Source organism: Paraburkholderia sp. TE9906 (assembly GCF_056279605.1).
Genome location: NZ_JBWCCT010000017.1, coordinates 71,900 through 88,927 on the forward strand (window position 1 = coordinate 71,900; position 17,028 = coordinate 88,927).

7 protein-coding genes are annotated in these 17,028 nt (G+C 58.6%); 2 read left to right on the forward strand and 5 right to left on the reverse strand.

The window, feature by feature from the left end; all coding sequences use genetic code 11:
* Positions 1-1,178: 1,178 nt before the first annotated feature.
* Positions 1,179-3,212: an esterase/lipase family protein gene (locus ACZ9H4_RS31700; protein ID WP_408328232.1), complete on the forward strand. Its 2,034-nt coding sequence runs from the start codon at positions 1,179-1,181 to the stop codon at positions 3,210-3,212.
* A gap of 4,217 nt (positions 3,213-7,429) precedes the next feature.
* On the opposite strand, the gene ACZ9H4_RS31705 is transcribed toward ACZ9H4_RS31700, so the two are convergent.
* Together ACZ9H4_RS31705 and ACZ9H4_RS31710 are read right to left on the reverse strand one after the other, a co-directional pair.
* Complete coding sequence (locus ACZ9H4_RS31705) at positions 7,430-8,404, reverse strand: ParB/RepB/Spo0J family partition protein (protein WP_408147912.1); 975 nt, start codon at positions 8,402-8,404, stop codon at positions 7,430-7,432.
* Positions 8,401-9,612 (reverse strand): ParA family protein, encoded by a 1,212-nt coding sequence (locus ACZ9H4_RS31710; RefSeq protein WP_408147910.1) that lies wholly within the window; start codon positions 9,610-9,612, stop codon positions 8,401-8,403. Before ACZ9H4_RS31710 ends, ACZ9H4_RS31705 begins: the two co-directional genes overlap by 4 nt.
* Before the next feature lie 1,055 nt (positions 9,613-10,667).
* On the opposite strand from ACZ9H4_RS31710, the gene ACZ9H4_RS31715 reads away from it, so the two are divergent.
* Positions 10,668-12,071, forward strand: coding sequence for a replication initiation protein (locus tag ACZ9H4_RS31715; protein ID WP_408147908.1), 1,404 nt, complete (start codon positions 10,668-10,670; stop codon positions 12,069-12,071).
* A gap of 156 nt (positions 12,072-12,227) precedes the next feature.
* Here ACZ9H4_RS31715 and ACZ9H4_RS31720 read toward each other — a convergent pair whose 3' ends face one another.
* The 3 genes from ACZ9H4_RS31720 to ACZ9H4_RS31730 all read right to left on the reverse strand — a co-directional run bounded on the left by ACZ9H4_RS31720 (position 12,228) and on the right by ACZ9H4_RS31730 (position 16,762).
* Positions 12,228-13,730 carry a GntP family permease gene (locus tag ACZ9H4_RS31720; RefSeq protein WP_408156430.1) on the reverse strand — a complete coding sequence of 501 codons (1,503 nt, stop codon included), beginning with the start codon at positions 13,728-13,730 and terminating at the stop codon, positions 12,228-12,230.
* Between the two features lie 2 nt (positions 13,731-13,732).
* Positions 13,733-14,776: a patatin-like phospholipase family protein gene (locus tag ACZ9H4_RS31725; RefSeq protein ID WP_408147904.1), complete on the reverse strand. Its 1,044-nt coding sequence runs from the start codon at positions 14,774-14,776 to the stop codon at positions 13,733-13,735.
* Positions 14,777-15,358: 582 nt separating this feature from the next.
* Positions 15,359-16,762 carry an aminotransferase-like domain-containing protein gene (locus ACZ9H4_RS31730; RefSeq protein WP_408147902.1) on the reverse strand — a complete coding sequence of 468 codons (1,404 nt, stop codon included), beginning with the start codon at positions 16,760-16,762 and terminating at the stop codon, positions 15,359-15,361.
* Positions 16,763-17,028 lie beyond the last annotated feature (266 nt).

The window sequence follows — 17,028 nt, forward strand, 5'->3', positions numbered from 1 at the left end:
ACAACGCTGCCCCATCTTCAGTATGGAACGCACAACCATGCCGGCTAGGTTCAACAACGAAAGCTTTTGCATATCGGTTGTCATAGCAAGAGACGCCGGTTCATTGGGACGAGGCTGCCTGAAAAGTATTTAAGTTCCCAAACAAATCCTTGTCAAGAATTTCCCTGCCGCTGCACTGTCGAGGTCGAAACAAAACTTGATGTTCAAAACACTTAGCCAGATTGTTTTTGCTTTTTTCAGCGGTAAAACGCACATCAGGTATTGCTACTCGGAAAAGCAGGTGCTCACATTTCCGCCATCCGTGAATGGGGTGTCATGAGTATGTCACCGTCTGCGGCCAAAGTACCTGATTGTCGAACGCATGCTTAGACCACTACGTTGAATCACGAAGTGCCGCGGCCTTTAGCGCATGATGGCTGATCAAAGCTGGCGGCGTCAATTGGTTCGAGATCGACATCGCGGATGAGCACGTGTGACTGCGGACAGGCTCGGCGATTGTTAAATCGCAAAGATGAGCACACCTACTTTTTCTATGCCAATCATGCAGATTAACAAGCGCGTGCGGTGCGTTCAGCCGGGACACGTTGTGCACATCAGCCACGCACGCGGGACAACGTGAGCACCAAGGCTTCGATATCCGAAGAAGAAGCGAACGTCGAATAGGCATCCGGCCTGCCTTGTTCTTATGTTTATCTATGGCAGGCGTTGGTAAGCAACCGCTGACTGTCGCTTCTTGCGCAAGCTATTTGCCAAGCGTACAGTACTCTGCAATGAATAATATGCGTAAGATCTTATCGGTCCCGCGCATAAAACAGCGGCTTATAGCTGATAGAGCCTCCATCATTTTGCCGGTTTCACTGGCCAAGCACACCACGGCCTGAAAGATTGGCAAGTCCTGTCGGTGATGCAGCCATGGCAACGGTCCACAGCAAGACTACTGACTGCGCGTCACCACGCAGATGTGGGCCGAATTGTTTAGTCCTCGGGTATGCAGACGTTGACCTGTCGACGTTGTCATCGCGCCTCCTCTCGGGCCAGTACCTGAGCAGACAGCCTCCTGCCGGATTACGAGCGCGGTTCCCACCACCCGCCTGCCGATCGGCATACCTGATCGTTCACTCGAATAAAGGCGCCGGCAATCCGAAGAATGCGCGACGCCTCGCAAGGGCGAACGCGCAATGACGCATCCGCCCTCACGATGGATGTCGCGTTGCTTTACGTTCAGCCTGCTAGTCATCGTCCTCCTGTCCGGCTGCGCAATGGTTCGGGTCAGTTCGCTCGGCCCACAGCAATACATCGCCATGCGGCGCGGCGATATTCTTTCAACCGGCCGACTCAGCGCGGCGACGCGTGACACCCTGCGCGTCGCCGCGCTCGACGAGGCCCGTTGCCAACACGCGCCGCAGGAGTGCATCGATTCGATCACGACCGTTCCAGGAATCAACGTCGATCGCCGTCTCGCGAGTCTGGCCGAGCTTTCCCTGGAGATGGCGATTGCCCAAACGCCGCCTGACAACAACAGGGCGTGGAGTGACGCGCAATTCGACCTGTGGCTAAGAACAGCTCGTTATGCCTACGCATTTCTCTTCCTCGGTCAGCGCACACCCGGTGAACGAGCCTTCGAGGACCGTCAAACGCAGGTTCGCGACTATTACAACTACGCGCTCCAGGAACTGGCCGGCGCGCTATTCCGGCGCGGCGCGCTCGAAACGGATTCGGGCAGGGGCGATTCCTCAACGCAGGTCATCGCGGGCTGGACCATCCATATCGACCTGAGCCGGGTACGGCTGCCCGAAGGCGTGCGCGAACTGCGCGAGGTGATCCCGGCGTCCAGACTCTCGTTCGCGGGGCTGCGCAGCATCTATCGCCGCGACGGTCTGGGCGCCGAACTTGTCGCGGTCATGAACATCCCCGCGCCGGAGGAGAACGCTTCGCCCGCCTCGGATGCCAGCGCAGACAGCGCGCCACGCCCGTCGAACTGGTCGACGCTGCCGTCCCGTCCGTTTAGCGAAATGCCGTCACCGAATGTCACCGTGCTTCTGAGCTTCAGCGCCGAGAATCTCGAACAGCTGCGCGACGCACACGATGTGGTCTTGACCGTCTACGATCCGTATCGCGAGAAAAGCGTGGTACGGCACGACCAGACCGTGCCGTTGGCGGCCAATTTCAGCGCGGGTTACGGCATCTGGCTCGCGCGTTCGGGCTTTGCCGGACAATCCTTGCGCACGCTGTTTGGCCGGGCGCGTGGCATAGATAGTCCCCGTATCTACCTGATGCAGCCGTTCGATCCGGAGCGGCGCATCGTTCTGATGCTGCACGGATTAGCCAGCAGTCCCGAAGCGTGGGTCAATGTCGCCAACGACATTCAGGGTGATGAAATACTCCGCCAACACTTTCAGGTGTGGCAGGTCTACTACCCGACCAATGTCCCCATTCTCGTCAGCCTCGCGCGAATTCGCAGAGCGGCACGACTCACGCTCGAACATTTCGACCCAGCCGGCACGTTGCCGGCTTCTCAGGGGATGGTGCTGATCGGACATAGCATGGGCGGCGTTCTGGCGAGGCTGCTCGTCTCGACCTCCGACGAAGAACTATGGACCACCTTCGAAGACAAGTATGTGCCCGAGGGCGCCGAGCTCGACCGCGAGGACGAGCGGCTTGATCGCTTGCTGCGCTTCACGCCGATGCCGCAAGTCGAGAGGGCGATTTTCATCGCGGCGCCGCACCGGGGCACGCCGTTCGCCAGCAATCGCATTGCTCGATGGGCGTCGAACCTGGTGCGCTTGCCGCTCGCCCTTCTGCACGAATTCGAAGACGTGATGCTGACGGCCACGAACAACGACGGAGGACAGCTCGAGGGGCAGACCTTCCACGTTCCGAACAGTATCGAACAATTGCGCGAAACCGATCCGCTCATCCGCGCGACTGCGAAACTGCCGATCAGCCCGGACGTTTGCTTCCATTCAATTATCGCGAGACGCCGGGCGACGGGTCCGCTGGAGGATTCCAACGACGGCGTCGTGCCTTATCGCAGTGCGCATCTGGCGGGCGCGGTCTCTGAGAAGGTGATCGTCTCCGGGCACAGCGTTCAGGAAACGCCCGAAGCCATTTTTGAAATCCGGCGGATTCTGCATGAGGATATTGCGGAGGCGGCGAGAGGTGGGGAGTCCGGGTTCTTCGTGGGCTGTGAGCGGGGAGTGGCTATTCAATAGTGGACGGGGACGCGTGGGAGTCTGGTTTGGTGGCTTGTTGCGCCATGCACGGCGGCGGGACGCCGCTTGCGTTGTGTGCTTTCGGTTGGGCGGTTTGGGTTGTGTGGTTTGGGTTGGGTGCTTTCGCGCTTGTGAATTCGCGCATGGTCACTAAGACGGTGTCGTCACGCGGAGTTGAATTCTCGCGGGCTCGTTGTTTTCCACATCATATTTTGTGCGTGCAAAAAACTGCCGCTGCTCAGGGCAGCAGAGAGAGACTGATGCTCGAGGGCGGGCCGCTTGACGAACGCATCGATACATTGCTGGGACGCGTCGGGAAAGCGCGCTGCCCTGATGTCATGCCCGGGCTCATCGCGCGAGGACTTCGTGGCTCGTAGCGCTCAGGCGCGTGTCGACTGTAAGCGCCACGTGTTCCGGGCAGCTCGTCGCCATTCGTGAGCGACATATTAATGTCAGATAGAACGGGACCCGCAGGCTCTTTCTCAGCGTCATCAACGCTTCGTCTGTTTCGGAGGTCTCCTTGAATTGGGCGTCCGGCCTCGTCCGTCGAGCACAAGCGGGGCGAAATTGGGCGGGCTGGCCTCGACGATCAGGATCATTACGCGGCGAGGATTTCCGCCTGGCGGCGAAAGATGCCGACTCCGACCGGAGCGCGGCTCAGGCATAGCAGCGGTAGCAAATGCGCAAAGTTTCTGCGTCGCCGTTTTGATGCCGGAATGCCTATACACGGCGACATTGACGTTCCCATCCACACCGCGTTACGGATACGTCGCCTCTAAATGGATAGCGGTCTTCAGCCCATTATCTTCGGCGAGAGGGTGAACGATCCATGCGGCAAATCGGCTTTCATTGATGGCGAGGCTAGTTCCATTGTCGAATTGCCGAGGCGACCAGGACGTGCCGCAGGAAATCTTGTTCCCGACGTTGTATAGAGTTTGCAAACGGGGCGGTCGGCAGATGTTGACTCTGCGAAACACGATCTGGCGGGACCGGGTGGGCTCTCAGATAGAGTTCAAAAAATTACTTTATTCAGGATTCCTTTGTGACAAGGCTGCGGCACAACCCTGATCTTTCGATGAGGCTATCGGATGGCCCTGGTCGGTGCTTCACGCCGGCATCGCGCCATCCCGTCCACGACGCGGCGCCAAGCGCGAGTTACTGCGGTCGTGCCAGCTGACATCGCAGAGGCACATGTCAGCGACCTTCAATTATTGCTTCGGCCGAAGGCCGTTATCAAGGGCACTCAGCGTATCGCTGTCGAGCAAGCTGGGGGGTGAACGAATCCACCATTAACATTCAGCTGCACACGCGAGCGGCGTGTCGGTAATTACGCCGAGGGGCCTCAAGAATGGCATCACCGCAGACCGTGCTGCCCTGTCGCCGCATGCATGATGCTTCAGCGCGCCTCTTTCACTCACGCACCAATCTCGCCGAGCGCCGCGCAGCGAAGATCTGACACCCGCTCTGGATGTAGATGAGGCGCTGGATCGGGGAAGCGTTCAGCGATCGCTATGTGTTCGCTTGATGTAGCGTCCACAGAAAGCGTAGAAATCAAGCGGATGGGCGGTAAGTGTATTTGCCTACGAGATCAAATGTGGGCGCTTTCCGTAGGCCCTCTGCGGATCGTGTTCTTCGCGGCGTCGCTAGCAGGCGTGTTATCGGTGCCTCCCGCAGTAGATATTTTGTGACGTGCAAAGGCGGCGAATTCCGTGAAAGTTTTTAGCTACACGTATCGAGCGAAGGCTCGTCCTTTTCGGGAAGCGTGGCACGAGGGCCTGCACGCTGAACGGCCGGCGTGCTGTTTTTCGGGCGTCCCGGTAGTTGCAATTGAAGTAGCTGCAGGGGCGCGAAAGGCCCAAGACTCCGATGACAAAACAAAAAATAACTGCCCTGCACAGCGCCATTACATATCACGTAGCAAATACTACAAACTATGTAAATTTGATGGGTGTTCCGGAGAAAGAATCGAAGTAGGCGATTTTCAGTGCGATTGCACGCGTAGGATCTCTTTGCGCGTGGAACATATCGGGAGAATTGATCGAAACTATATATTAAACAGTGAGTTATTCGATCTGTTTTCTATTTTAGGATGTTTCACGGAGAATTGCATGTAGCGGATACTAAATGACGTGCCAGTTGCAATAACGGCATCGATACGGGTCTTCCAACTGCAGTAAAGTCCTCCGTAGGTCGCATGGAACCGATGTTATGACCCCATTAATTGGCGTCAAGCCGAATCTCAGTGAACGCTGAAGGCTAAGTGAGCGCCAATGCCCCACCGAGGTGGGCATTATGCGCTACGCAGCGGCCTGAAACCGTTTGCCCGTTGTTGTAAGCCTCGCGAGGGCCGGCTATTTACTGAGATGCCAACCCAGATGCCTCGACCGAAGTGTATCCGGATAGTTTGCGACTGCTGGCCAATCAGCCGGGCGCCCCGCCCCGCTGTGACAGCTATCTACGATCTGACTCCGACGCTATTCAGTAGCGTTGCATCTTTGCCTTTAGCGCACCCGCAGTTTGCGGTATTTCGTCCACACCTCGGTGTCGCGATTTGGCTCCATCAAGCTTTATTTGCGTGACGATGATATGCGCTGTCGGTCATACATCGACGGGTGCGCCGCCCCGGGACATTGTGCGTTCAAGTACGGTTCGCTCGATCTCTAGCCGGCCAGCCTCCGCCTGATCGCGATCAAATCGAAATCTAGTCGCGTACCGATGGATACGGTAGCTGCTCCATGGAGACGAACCGCGACTAATTTGCTGCCCCGGGACGACAACTTTTTCGCTTTGGTCTCATGAGATCGCGGCGCGTGGGTATCCATCAAGACCTCAAGCTGATCTGTCGAACGACGTACGCTGCATCATCAATTGACGCACGGCCAAAGTAAAGGGTGCACCAGGTACGTTAATGCGCTCTTCGAGGCCAGACGGCCGGCTCCGTTGTCGGCCAAGTTTTGTTCGGCATAGATGTGGCAAGGTCCGCGAGAGCGCTCGCACCAGTAGGGCGTTCTCCAGGTGGTCAGACGGACTTCAAGGCTGACTTCGGCCCGATCATCGCGCTTGTGGGGAACCGCTGGCGGGTCACACGACACATCGATCCACCATCAACCGATGCGCGGAAAGAGCCCTCGAGATCCGAAGGGGCGCGTATGAGAGCGATTCTCAGATTAGGATACGTCGAGAACCGCTTCGATGAACGCTAGTGGACGCCATCGTCATGAGATCAGTCTTGCCATGCCAACCCCATTCAGCCAACGTCCGATTAGGATAGAGACGCCTTCATCTTTCCGGATATCTGTCGGGAAATCTGTGTTCTGGTTGCCGAGCATCCGATGAGGTCATTGCGAATGGATGTACACGCGTGGGTGTAGCGTTTGGCCCGACTTCGCCCGTTGCATTCTTGCGCTCGCCTTCACTCACGTGAAGCGGAGGTGCTGCAAGCGACAGCCCTATGCATCCTTGAATCACTGCGGCGAGAGACGGATTGGGCTCCCGATAAAACAGCCAGGCTTGTGGCACGACGCCGCGCGACAAGGGAGCTCAGAACTTTCGCCCCCCGGCTAGCAGACGCTGTGCCTCAGCAGCGACCGACGATATCAGTCGTCTCAGTCGGCACATCCAAAGCGGACCAGGCTCCTGGAGCAGCATCGCGAGGATCGGCCAGCAACGCTTTTTAATGGGCAGTTGGATATGTCATTGCAACGCACCTAGCGTGCGGGTACACGCGCAATGGCTAGCGAGTGCAAGCAGGCGTGGTTGCCATTGAGACATACCATGACGGACGCCACAGGGTGTCGGTGACGCACGTCTGATGTCATCCATTAACTGCTGGTAATGGTGCGATCACACCGCGCTTGTGGCATCTTTCACGGAGACAAAAATCGGCTTGCGCCCCGATGACTTTTCACCGCCGCCGACTCTCGCGAAGGACGGCCTCCAGGCTCGATCACCAGGTTATTGCTGAAACGAGCAGATTCCAATAAGAGTTTATGGATCGGAATGACGGCAAGCCGGGGCGGCTATGATTCGAGACTAATTCTGATCGACTGCGCTAGATGCCGGCCTCAGGACATACGTAAGACAATACAGCCAGCTTCGATACGAACCGACGACGGGAGTGTCTAGACTCTAGACACTCCCGTCGCGCAGCAAATAAAAACATCTTCAAACAAAAAAGCCCGCGATTCGCGGGCTTCGTTTCACAACGCAATCGTCGATCACCCAGCCTTGGGTTGGGCCTGAAACATCTGGCCGATCAGTTCCCGAATCTGGATTTCTTGCGCCTCGGTAATCACGCCGGTTTTGATTTTCACGGTGAAATTACTGATGTCTTTGGTAATACTGCCCGCGTGTTCCTTCCCAGCAAAGAACTTGTCAATGCTGCGCCCGCTAGTTCCTTCCGACGTCGTCCGGCGAGTCGCCAACGCGGTAATCGCCGAAGCGGCTTTGCCCTGATCCATCTCGCCTTTCAAAACGAGAGGCCAGATTTCCATGGCAGCGTTCACCCCGGCATCGCCATGCTTCTTGATCGTTGCGGCAATTGCCTGAGCCGCAGTTCCGCCAAGCAGGCGAGGCTGAATGTCCAAATCCTTCTTGATGAAGTCCGGCAAATTATCGAATGCAAGAAACTGATAAAGTCCAGCACGCGATAACCCCATGGCTTCGGCCAGTCGCTTGCGATTGGGAAATTCCGTCTCAGACCGACGAATCGCGACGCCGATTTCGTAATCAGCGAGATCATCGCGGCTGATGTTCTCCACCATCGCCAATACGGCCATGTCTGAATCGGAGCAATCCGCGACGACAGCCTTAATCGTCTCGCTCCCCAACATCTTGTGCGCCCGCCACCGACGCTCCCCCGCCACGATCTGATAGTCGTTTTCCACGCGCCGAACCACGATCGGCTGCATGAGCCCAACCTCGCGAATGGACTCGGCAAGTTCCGTCAGCTTGGCCTCGTTGAATACCCGGCGTGGTTGCCAAGGGTTCGGCAAAATTCCCGCTACGGGCAATTGGGACGCGACGCCCGTCGACTCCAGTTCCTGTACCCGAAGTTGCGCAACCGCCAACGCTCCCGCGAGGCCGGGCGCCGTTTGCGTCCGGTTGCTGCGCTTAACTTCGTCTTCGTTGATCGACGAGGTTTTACGGATGCCAGATGTCTTGGCCAGCAATTGTTCACGCATATTGCTCATTGCGCGTTCCTCCATTTTTCCGAATAGATTTCGTCCACCCATCGGCAGTAGTCGACAAGCGGCTGCCGTACACGTTGCAGCGATTTGGACGCACTATGGGTACTGCTGATGTCGAAGACCGTTGAGAACGCCAGCGCTCCCGTGCTCATGACAGAGCTCGCCGGCACCTCAATCGAATGCAGCCAATTCTCATACGCGCTTTGTGCCCACGCGCGCACGATGGGTGCTGACGAATTTCGCCCATAGTCGACGCGCGACAGCATCAACGAAACAAAGTCGTATTTCTTGTCCTTCTCGTATTTGATAAAACTTTTGGAGACATCCGAGAAAAGTCTCCAGAACGACAACGAACTGATGAAGTCCAGATTCTCTGGCACCATCGGCATCACCATCGCGTCTGCTGCCATCAGCGCATTCAGATTGAGATACGACAGCGACGGGGAGGTGTCCATGAGAATGTAGTCGTACTTCTTCCGCAGCGGTTCGAGACCTTGCCGCAGGACAGTCCAGAAGCGGAATCCCGGCCGCATCTTCTGCATTGCCGGCAGATGAAATTCAGCGCCAATCAGTTCCGTGTGCGCCGGAATGACATCGATCCCGTCCCAGTAGGTCGACTGAACTCGAGCCTCCAGGCCGCCTTCGATGTCCTGATCATAGACATACGGCAGAACCGTATCTTCCGGCGTCACGTCTTTTTCCGCGTAGAGTCCACAGAGTTCAGAAAGAGAGGCCTGCGGATCCAGGTCAACCACCAGTACCTTACGCCCTCGAAGCGAAAGCCCTTGCGCGAGACACATAGTCGTGGTGGTCTTGGCCGACCCGCCCTTTAGCTGGGCGGTGATGATGATTTTCCCGTCCGGTTCTTTTAACCGTGTGACGAGGGGAGTCTGATAAATATCAGACACCTTCTGAACCCAGAGGCGCGCTTCTTCCAACGTAAAGGTGCGAGTTCGGCCGGTGCCGGCCGCAGTGCCGGGCGGCAACTCGCCATCGCCTTTCGTGGCGAGATATTGAACCTGGGAGTGGGAGATGTTGCACATCTCGGCAATCTCCCCGGTTTTAAAAACTGGAGCCGTCTTTCGCGGACGCGGCGCCAGAATGGTGTCACGAAGTTCATTCGTGAAAATCGTGACCTTTTCCGCAAACTGGCTGATCTGTTCAAAATGAACCGTTCGGTCTACGGCAGGGAGTTGGCTCGTTCTGACCATTCTGAGGTTTATCCATAAAATTCTAGAAAGCTCAGAATACAGGAAATACTTGAAGTTAGCTCTTTAAATCGCTGTTTTTACGTCCAATTTTTTGAATTCTATGGAAATTACGGTCCTTTATGAAGGTCCAACGGACGATCTCAAGCCAAATTCAGGCGCATCCTTGCAGTACACGCCGTGCGTAGAAAAGCGAATATGCACAAATGACCTCACCTTCACTATACAAACGTGGAATTCGACGATCAATTCTGCTCAAGAAACCAGCAGACGGTGAGGTCAGTTGTGCACATTCTCCCTTGGCTGAGGTAGCAAATTTACCCCGAGCACAATCAACCTCACCTTGATCGAGCCCGCCGACGCCATTCGTGAGAAGTTGACGTCACCGCGGACACTATTTTTCGCAGCGCACAATCAACCTCACCCTGTCGACGATCCAAAAAAGGGAGGAATCCACTCTACCGCCATGCATGACAGTCGTTCTGTGCGGGTTTCAAACACAACCAACCTCACCCTCCCAGTATTGAGCATCTCGCAAGCAGCCAGCAGCACAATCAACCTCACCATCTCCAGGCATCGCAATAACTTCATTTGTGGCAGCGGTTTGTTTGTTTTTTATAAAACCTCAACAAGCCAACAAACCAACAGAGAATTTCGATCCTCATTCGATTCAAGTAGTTAAGCTCGAAAAGGTGAGGTCTGTTGTGTCGAAGGTGAGGTGCGATGTGCAGATAGGTGGGCTCGATTGTGCTGCAAGGTGAGACTCCTTTCGCATCAAGGTGAGGTTGGATGTGCCCCAGATCGACGAGCCGCGCGACGGTGAGGTAGGTTGTGCACACGTGCCTGACTCCACGCTCAGCCCCCGTGGAATAAGGACCAGGGAGTAAAAGACATGCTGTCGTGGTGAGGTGGGTTGTGTCGTTGGTGAGGTTGTATGTGTGCTATCGGCGAGTGCCGTCCATTCAGCCCGCAATACCCCATCGAAGGTGAGGTTCTGTGTGTTGACAGCTCACCACTGCGTGCTACAGTCCCGGGAGCGAAAAAAGTGGATGAAGAACATGGCGTCGGACAATCCGGAAGAGGGCAAATCGAAGGCAACATCTCGCCAGATGGCGTTGGCGTTGTTCGAAGACATGTTCGACCAGGGATTGCGAATCAACGAGGCCAATCGTGAAATCGGTTATCAGCGCAACGACTTCTTCACTGAAATCGTCAACATGGGTTTGCCGGCGCGGCGCTTTCTCGACGCCGCGTATTTCATCGTTGCGCAGGAGACTGACGAGCGCGATCAGTACGACGTTGAGCTGAACTACTTCAAGTGGTTGATGCGCTATGACAGCCGCAACCTCAAACACTTGCGCACCATCGCCGATGAAGCGCAGAACGCGAAGGTCCGGGTCACCAATACGCCCATGGACCGCGACCCTAACGAAAACGATCTGTGGGTCCAGGTGCAGCTAATCGGGATGGTCGGTTTTCACCGCGGGCGGATGCGTTTCGACGTGCATCCACGCCTTGTCCCTCACATCCGTGATCCGCAAAAGTCGCACTGGCTGAGCCTGCGCATTTCGACCGCGTTCACGCGCAGCCTCGCGCGCGCGATCTATGACAAAGTGCTGCCGCACGTTCCGGCGGGTCGGACAGACTGGATTCAGCTCGATGAGATGCGCAACTGGCCCGGCAGAATGGGCGCGAACGCCGCCATCTTCAAATACTTCAAACGCGACTGGCTCGAGCCGGCGGTTCGTGAAATCAACGACGTATCGGACATCGAGCTGTCGTACGAGACCCGAACCGCGTCGACGTCGTCGAAGAAAATCGACCGCATCCGATTCCTGCTCAAACGCAAGGACACTGCGGACGCGGTCCTGGCCAGCCTCGCGGACGCGAGTCACCTGTACAAAATTCTCACAGACGAATTCGCGCTGTCGACCAAGCAGTTCAGCGAAATTTCCGAGAACCGCGATGTATGGACCGACGAACGCATCCAGCAGGCGGTCGAATACACGCGATTCCGTGTCCAACGCGGTCAGGTCAAGAAGAGCCCCGCAGGCTACCTGATGCGTGCGCTACGCGACAACTGGAAGATGTCCGAAGCCGAACGGACGATGGTCGACGTTCAGGCAAAGCTTCTCGCCGACGAAACGCAGGAGCAGTTGGCCAAATCCGAGGCAAGAAAGTCGGTGGCGCTTAGCGTTGCCTCGCGCGAGGAGGAAGTGCGCGCCCGGATGAACGAGGACTCGCGCAAGGGCCGTGACCACTTCAACGCGGCCGATGCGAAAACTCGCAAGGAACTGATGCACGCGTGGATGGCATCGCGTGAAGGCAAGCTGATGCTGCGGCGGATGAAGCTCGAACCGTCGACGGTCACGGAGGAGGCGATCCTCACGAACACCGAATTGGTCTGGTACCTCGGGCAGTTTGTTTTCGGGCGGATGAATTCGGCGCGCGCAGCGGCCTGAGACGTCGACAGGCTTCACAAGCCGACGTCGTGGCTGGTTCTGGGTTTGTTTGTTTTGTCGCGACGTGCGGAAGAAGTGCCTGGGTCCCCCAATCGCACAACCAACCTCACCCGACCCGGATAACGCACGACAGCGCACGACAACGCACGCACCGCCCTAAAACGACCCGACAATCGACCCCAACACAATCACAACAACCAGCGCCAGCAACGCACCGAGAATGCCAACGATCACGATGTCGCGGTAGCTTTCCCGATGCGTCGACCCGCACACCGCCAGCAACGTCACCACCGCGCCGTTATGCGGCAGGCTATCGAGCGTACCCGATGAAATCACTGCGACCCGATGCAGCAGGGCCGGGTCGATACCGTGTTGCGCCGCGAGTTGCAGATAGGTGCTGCCAAGCGCATCGAGTGCAATAGTCAGCCCACCGGATGCGGAGCCGGTCAGCGCCGCCAGCAGATTCGTTGCGACCGCTAGCGACACGAGCGGACCACCGCCCACGCCGAGCACCCATTCGCGCACCAGCGCGAACGCGGGCAACGCCGCGATGACCGCGCCGTAGCCGACCAGGCTGCCGACGCTCAACACCGGCAGCACCGACGCATTCGCGCCCGCATCGACGGTTTCGCGCAAAGCAGGCAGGCGACGCCGGTTGAGCACGATCAGGGCGACGATCGCCACCGCCAGCGCCACGCACACCCCCCACACGCCACCGACCGCCGCCAGCGAAGTCTCGCCCCAACGAACATCCGCGAGATAGTCGGCGTCGATGCGCGGCAGCACGATCACACTCATCACGAAGTTCACGCACACCACCAGCACGAGCGGCGTCATCGCGACACCGAACGAAGGCAGATCGCTGCTGATGTGTCCGTGCTCGATCTCTTCGGGGTCGAAGCTTTGCGACACCGTGGCGCGCTCACGCACGAGCTTTGCATCGGGCGCGGGCTTCGCAGCCGGCACCGAGGAAGCGCCGCCGAAGCCGTCGAAACCCTCGTTCGCCGCGCGCGCGCGGGACTGTTGCAGCGATAGCCACCAGAGCCCGAAGCCCACCATCACGAGGCTCGCGATCACGCCCAATCCGGGCGCGGCGAACGGCGTCGTGCCGAAGAACGGCATCGGAATCGCGTTCTGGATCGCGGGCGTGCCGGGCAGCGCGGACATCGTGAAGGTCGACGTGCCGAGCGCAATCGCCGCCGGCATCAGACGGCGCGGAATATTGGCGGCCTGGAACAATGCGGTCGCCATCGGCGCGATCACAAAAAATGCCACGAACAGACTGACGCCGCCGTAGGTCACGAGCGCACCGCCGATCACGACCGCGAGAATTGCCCGATGCGCGCCGAGCTTTTCCGTCATGAAGGTCGCGATTGCCTTGACGGAGCCGCTGTCCTCCATCAGCTTGCCGAACAGCGCGCCGAGCAGGAACAGCGGAAAGAACTGCGCGAGAAAGCGCGCCGCGCTGTTCATGAAGGTCTGGGTCCAATGCGCGAGCACGGGCTCGCCGGAAATCGCCGCGGCGAGCATGGCGGCAAACGGTGCGAGCAGCAGCACGCTCCAGCCGCGATACGCGAAGCCGATCAGCAGCGCGAGACTCGCGAGCATGCCGAACAGGCCGAGGCCCACCGCGAGCGGTGACAGGATGATGACGTCCATGATCAGACTCCGTCGAGCAATGCGTCGAGATCGAGCGAAGAGCGCACGCCGATCGAATCGGCGTGTTCGGTGAGAAAGGCGTCGGCGGCCCGGCGGCCTTCGTCGCGCAGCATCGTCAGAAACGCCCACTCGGCATTGAGCTTCGACGAGTAGCCGAGCTTCGTCATTTCTTCGCTGGCGATCCGGTGGATGCGCATTTCGGCCCAGTGACGGCCTTCGTCGCTACCCGCGTCCGCCGCGCGGCGCAGCAGCGCGATCATCCGCAGTTCCTTGAGCAGCGGCGCGTTGAACGCGACTTCATTGAGACGGCTGATGATGTCGCGCGCGGTGCGGGGCGTTTCATCCCGTTCCACCGGATTGACCTGAATCAGCAGCGTGTCGCTCGACGTGCATTCGCGAACCAGCGGCGTGATGGTCGGATTGCCGGCGTAGCCGCCGTCCCAGTAGTCGTCACCGTCGATGTTGACCGCCTGGAATAGCGTCGGCAGACAGCCCGACGCGAGCAGCACGTCGGCCGACAGGTCGGCGTTGCGGAACACGCGCGCCTGGCCGGTGCGCACCCGGGTCGCGGTGATGAAAAGCTTGATCGGCGCGTCGCGCAAATGGGCGAAGTCGATCGATTCATCGAGAATCTTTTGCAGCGGATTGACGCCGCGCGGATTCATGTCGTAAGGCGAGAACACGCGCGCCGCGAGATCCATCGCGATGAAAAGCGGCGAATGGTCGAGCGTCCAGCGGCCCATCAGCGCGTCGAACGGGCTGCGCCGGAACGGACTGAAGACCGCCGCGTCGGACACGCGTCGCCAGAAAGCTTCGAGCGCGGCGCGCGCGCCGGCCGCACCGTCCAACTGATAGCCGCTCACGAGCACGGCCGCGTTCATTGCGCCTGCCGATGTGCCGGAGATCCCTTCAATCTGTATCCAGGATTCTTCGAGCAGACGGTCGAGCACACCCCATGTGAAGGCGCCATGTGAACCCCCGCCTTGCAAGGCGAGGTCGATACGGGCGGGCGCGTGACGCACTGGTTGATCTTTCGAGGCAGCCAAGACAACTCCGTTGTAAGGAGTGCTCCAAGTCGCGAGCCGAAGCCGAATACACGGCGGACAAAGAAAACCGGTGGGGCAGAAACGACAGCAAAAACCGAGAGCGGCGGGCGGCGATTCAATGCAGGCGGCCAACGAATAAACCGCGTTGCTAGGAACGTCTGAATTTTGAATGGATGTGCGTATTACGTTAAAGAGCAATACGAAGCAAAACGAACTGGCACACCTTTCCTATTGGAAGGGCCTGCTGCTCAAAAGTCAAGGGTAATCGCCAGGATGCGCGCGCGTGGCAGGTTGCCCCGATCGAGGCGTTATTTTGTTCGCTTGCGAGCCGATATTGATTGTGCTCAGTGACGCGAGAGACGAGGAGGGCACATGCGCGAGCGCAGTCACGACACGGTCAAACAAAGGGCGTAGGAAACCCGTGAGGAATGACGCGGCGGCTTACATCTTCATTGACAAGCCACGACATAAAAGCACGCTGGTACGACGCCCGATCTGTCGAATGAAATCCAGCATTTGCCTCATGCGTGCCTGGCATCAAGTGGCGTTAAGCACGCATAAGGTTCAAATATTGCGCGCGTCTCAGATGGTCCCGAACAGCGCCCGTGGACGATCCTTGAGCGTTCCCGTCAACAGCCTCAACGCGCTCACCAGTTGATCACGGCTCGTCGCGCAAGCAAGATTGATCCGCACACCGTGCTCGATCTCCGAACGATCCACCGCGAATGCCGAGGACGGCATCACCACCACGCCGCGCGCTTTCGCGTTCGCCGCGAAATCGTCGGCACGCCAGGGCGGCGGCAACTTGAGCCACACGAACATGCAGGCCGGGTCCGTTTGCAGCAGATCAGAGGGCAGCAGTTCTCGCGCGAGATCCTGGCGCGCGCGGATCTCGGCGAGCTGCGCGTCCATGATGCGCCGCGCGGTGCCGTCCTCGATCCAGATCGACGCAATCAGCATCGACATCGGTGCGGGCATCCACGCGGTAGTGCGCACGGCTTCCGCGCACAACGCCGAACTGTCCGGCGGACTCAGCAGATAGCCGAGCCGTAACCCGGGCGCGAGGATCTTCGAGGTCGCCGCGATATGGAACGTCAGCTCGGGACACAGGCTCGCGATCGTCGGCAGACGTTGCGAAACGAGCGGCCCGTAGACGTCGTCCTCGATGATCGGCACGCCGTGCCGCCGCGCAATGTCGACGAGCGCCATGCGGCGTTCCAGGCTCATCGTGGTGACGGTCGGATTCTGCAGATTGGGCACCGTGAAGATCGCCTTCACGCGACGGCGTCGGCACACCGCCTCGACTTCGTCGATCAACAGGCCATCGCGATCGCTAGGAATGCCAACGATCTCGAACTGGAACACCGGTGCCAACGCTTTGAGGCCGTAATAGGTGAGTTGATCAGCGAGGATGACGCCATCGGTGCCGATCAGACTGTTGAGCACCGCATACAGACCGTGCTGCGCGCCGCTTGTCACGACCACGTGATCGGGCGGCGGTGTGAAACCCGGCGCGCTCATCCAGCGCGCGCCGGCGACACGCGCCCACAGCGGTCCTTGTGGCGGCTGATATTCCTGCAACTGCGCATAGCGCGGGTCGCGCGGCAGGTCCGCGAGCGTGCGCGCGAGACAGTCGAGGAATTCGCCGGTCGCCGGCCGGTTCACGGTCAGATCGATCGCCGCATTGCTCGCTGCCTGCACGGGTTCGACGCTCGGCATCGCTCCGCCCGTGACCAGCGAGCCGCGCCGCTTGCTGCCGATCACGAGGCCGCGTAACTGCAGTTCCTTATACGCCCGCGACACCGTCGACACGTTGATTCCGAGCTCGGTTGCCAGTTGCCGCTGCGGCGGAAGCCGGCTGCCGGGCGGATAGATGCCGCTGCGGATCTCGCTCTCGATCGAACTGGACACCTCGATATAGGTGGAGCGCTTTGCCTGCTCGGGCGCGCCTTTGGCGATGCGGGCGGCGTCTTTGCCAGAAACCATGAGTTCGCGTGTCTCCATACAAAACGATCTTTGTCCGCAAATTGTGCGGAGGTTTGCCGATTTTATACCACGGATGCCCAACTGCAAGCCTTACGTCGTTCCACCCGCCGACACGGTGGCCCACAGGAAGCCCATCTCATGCGAGCCAGGGAAAATGCCAGGGCCACACAATGAGCGTTTTAATTGCACACAAAAAAATATTGTGTGATTCTAGGTATCAGAGTTTGTCTGGCGACGTGCTTCGCCATGGCGGCGCCGGCACTGTC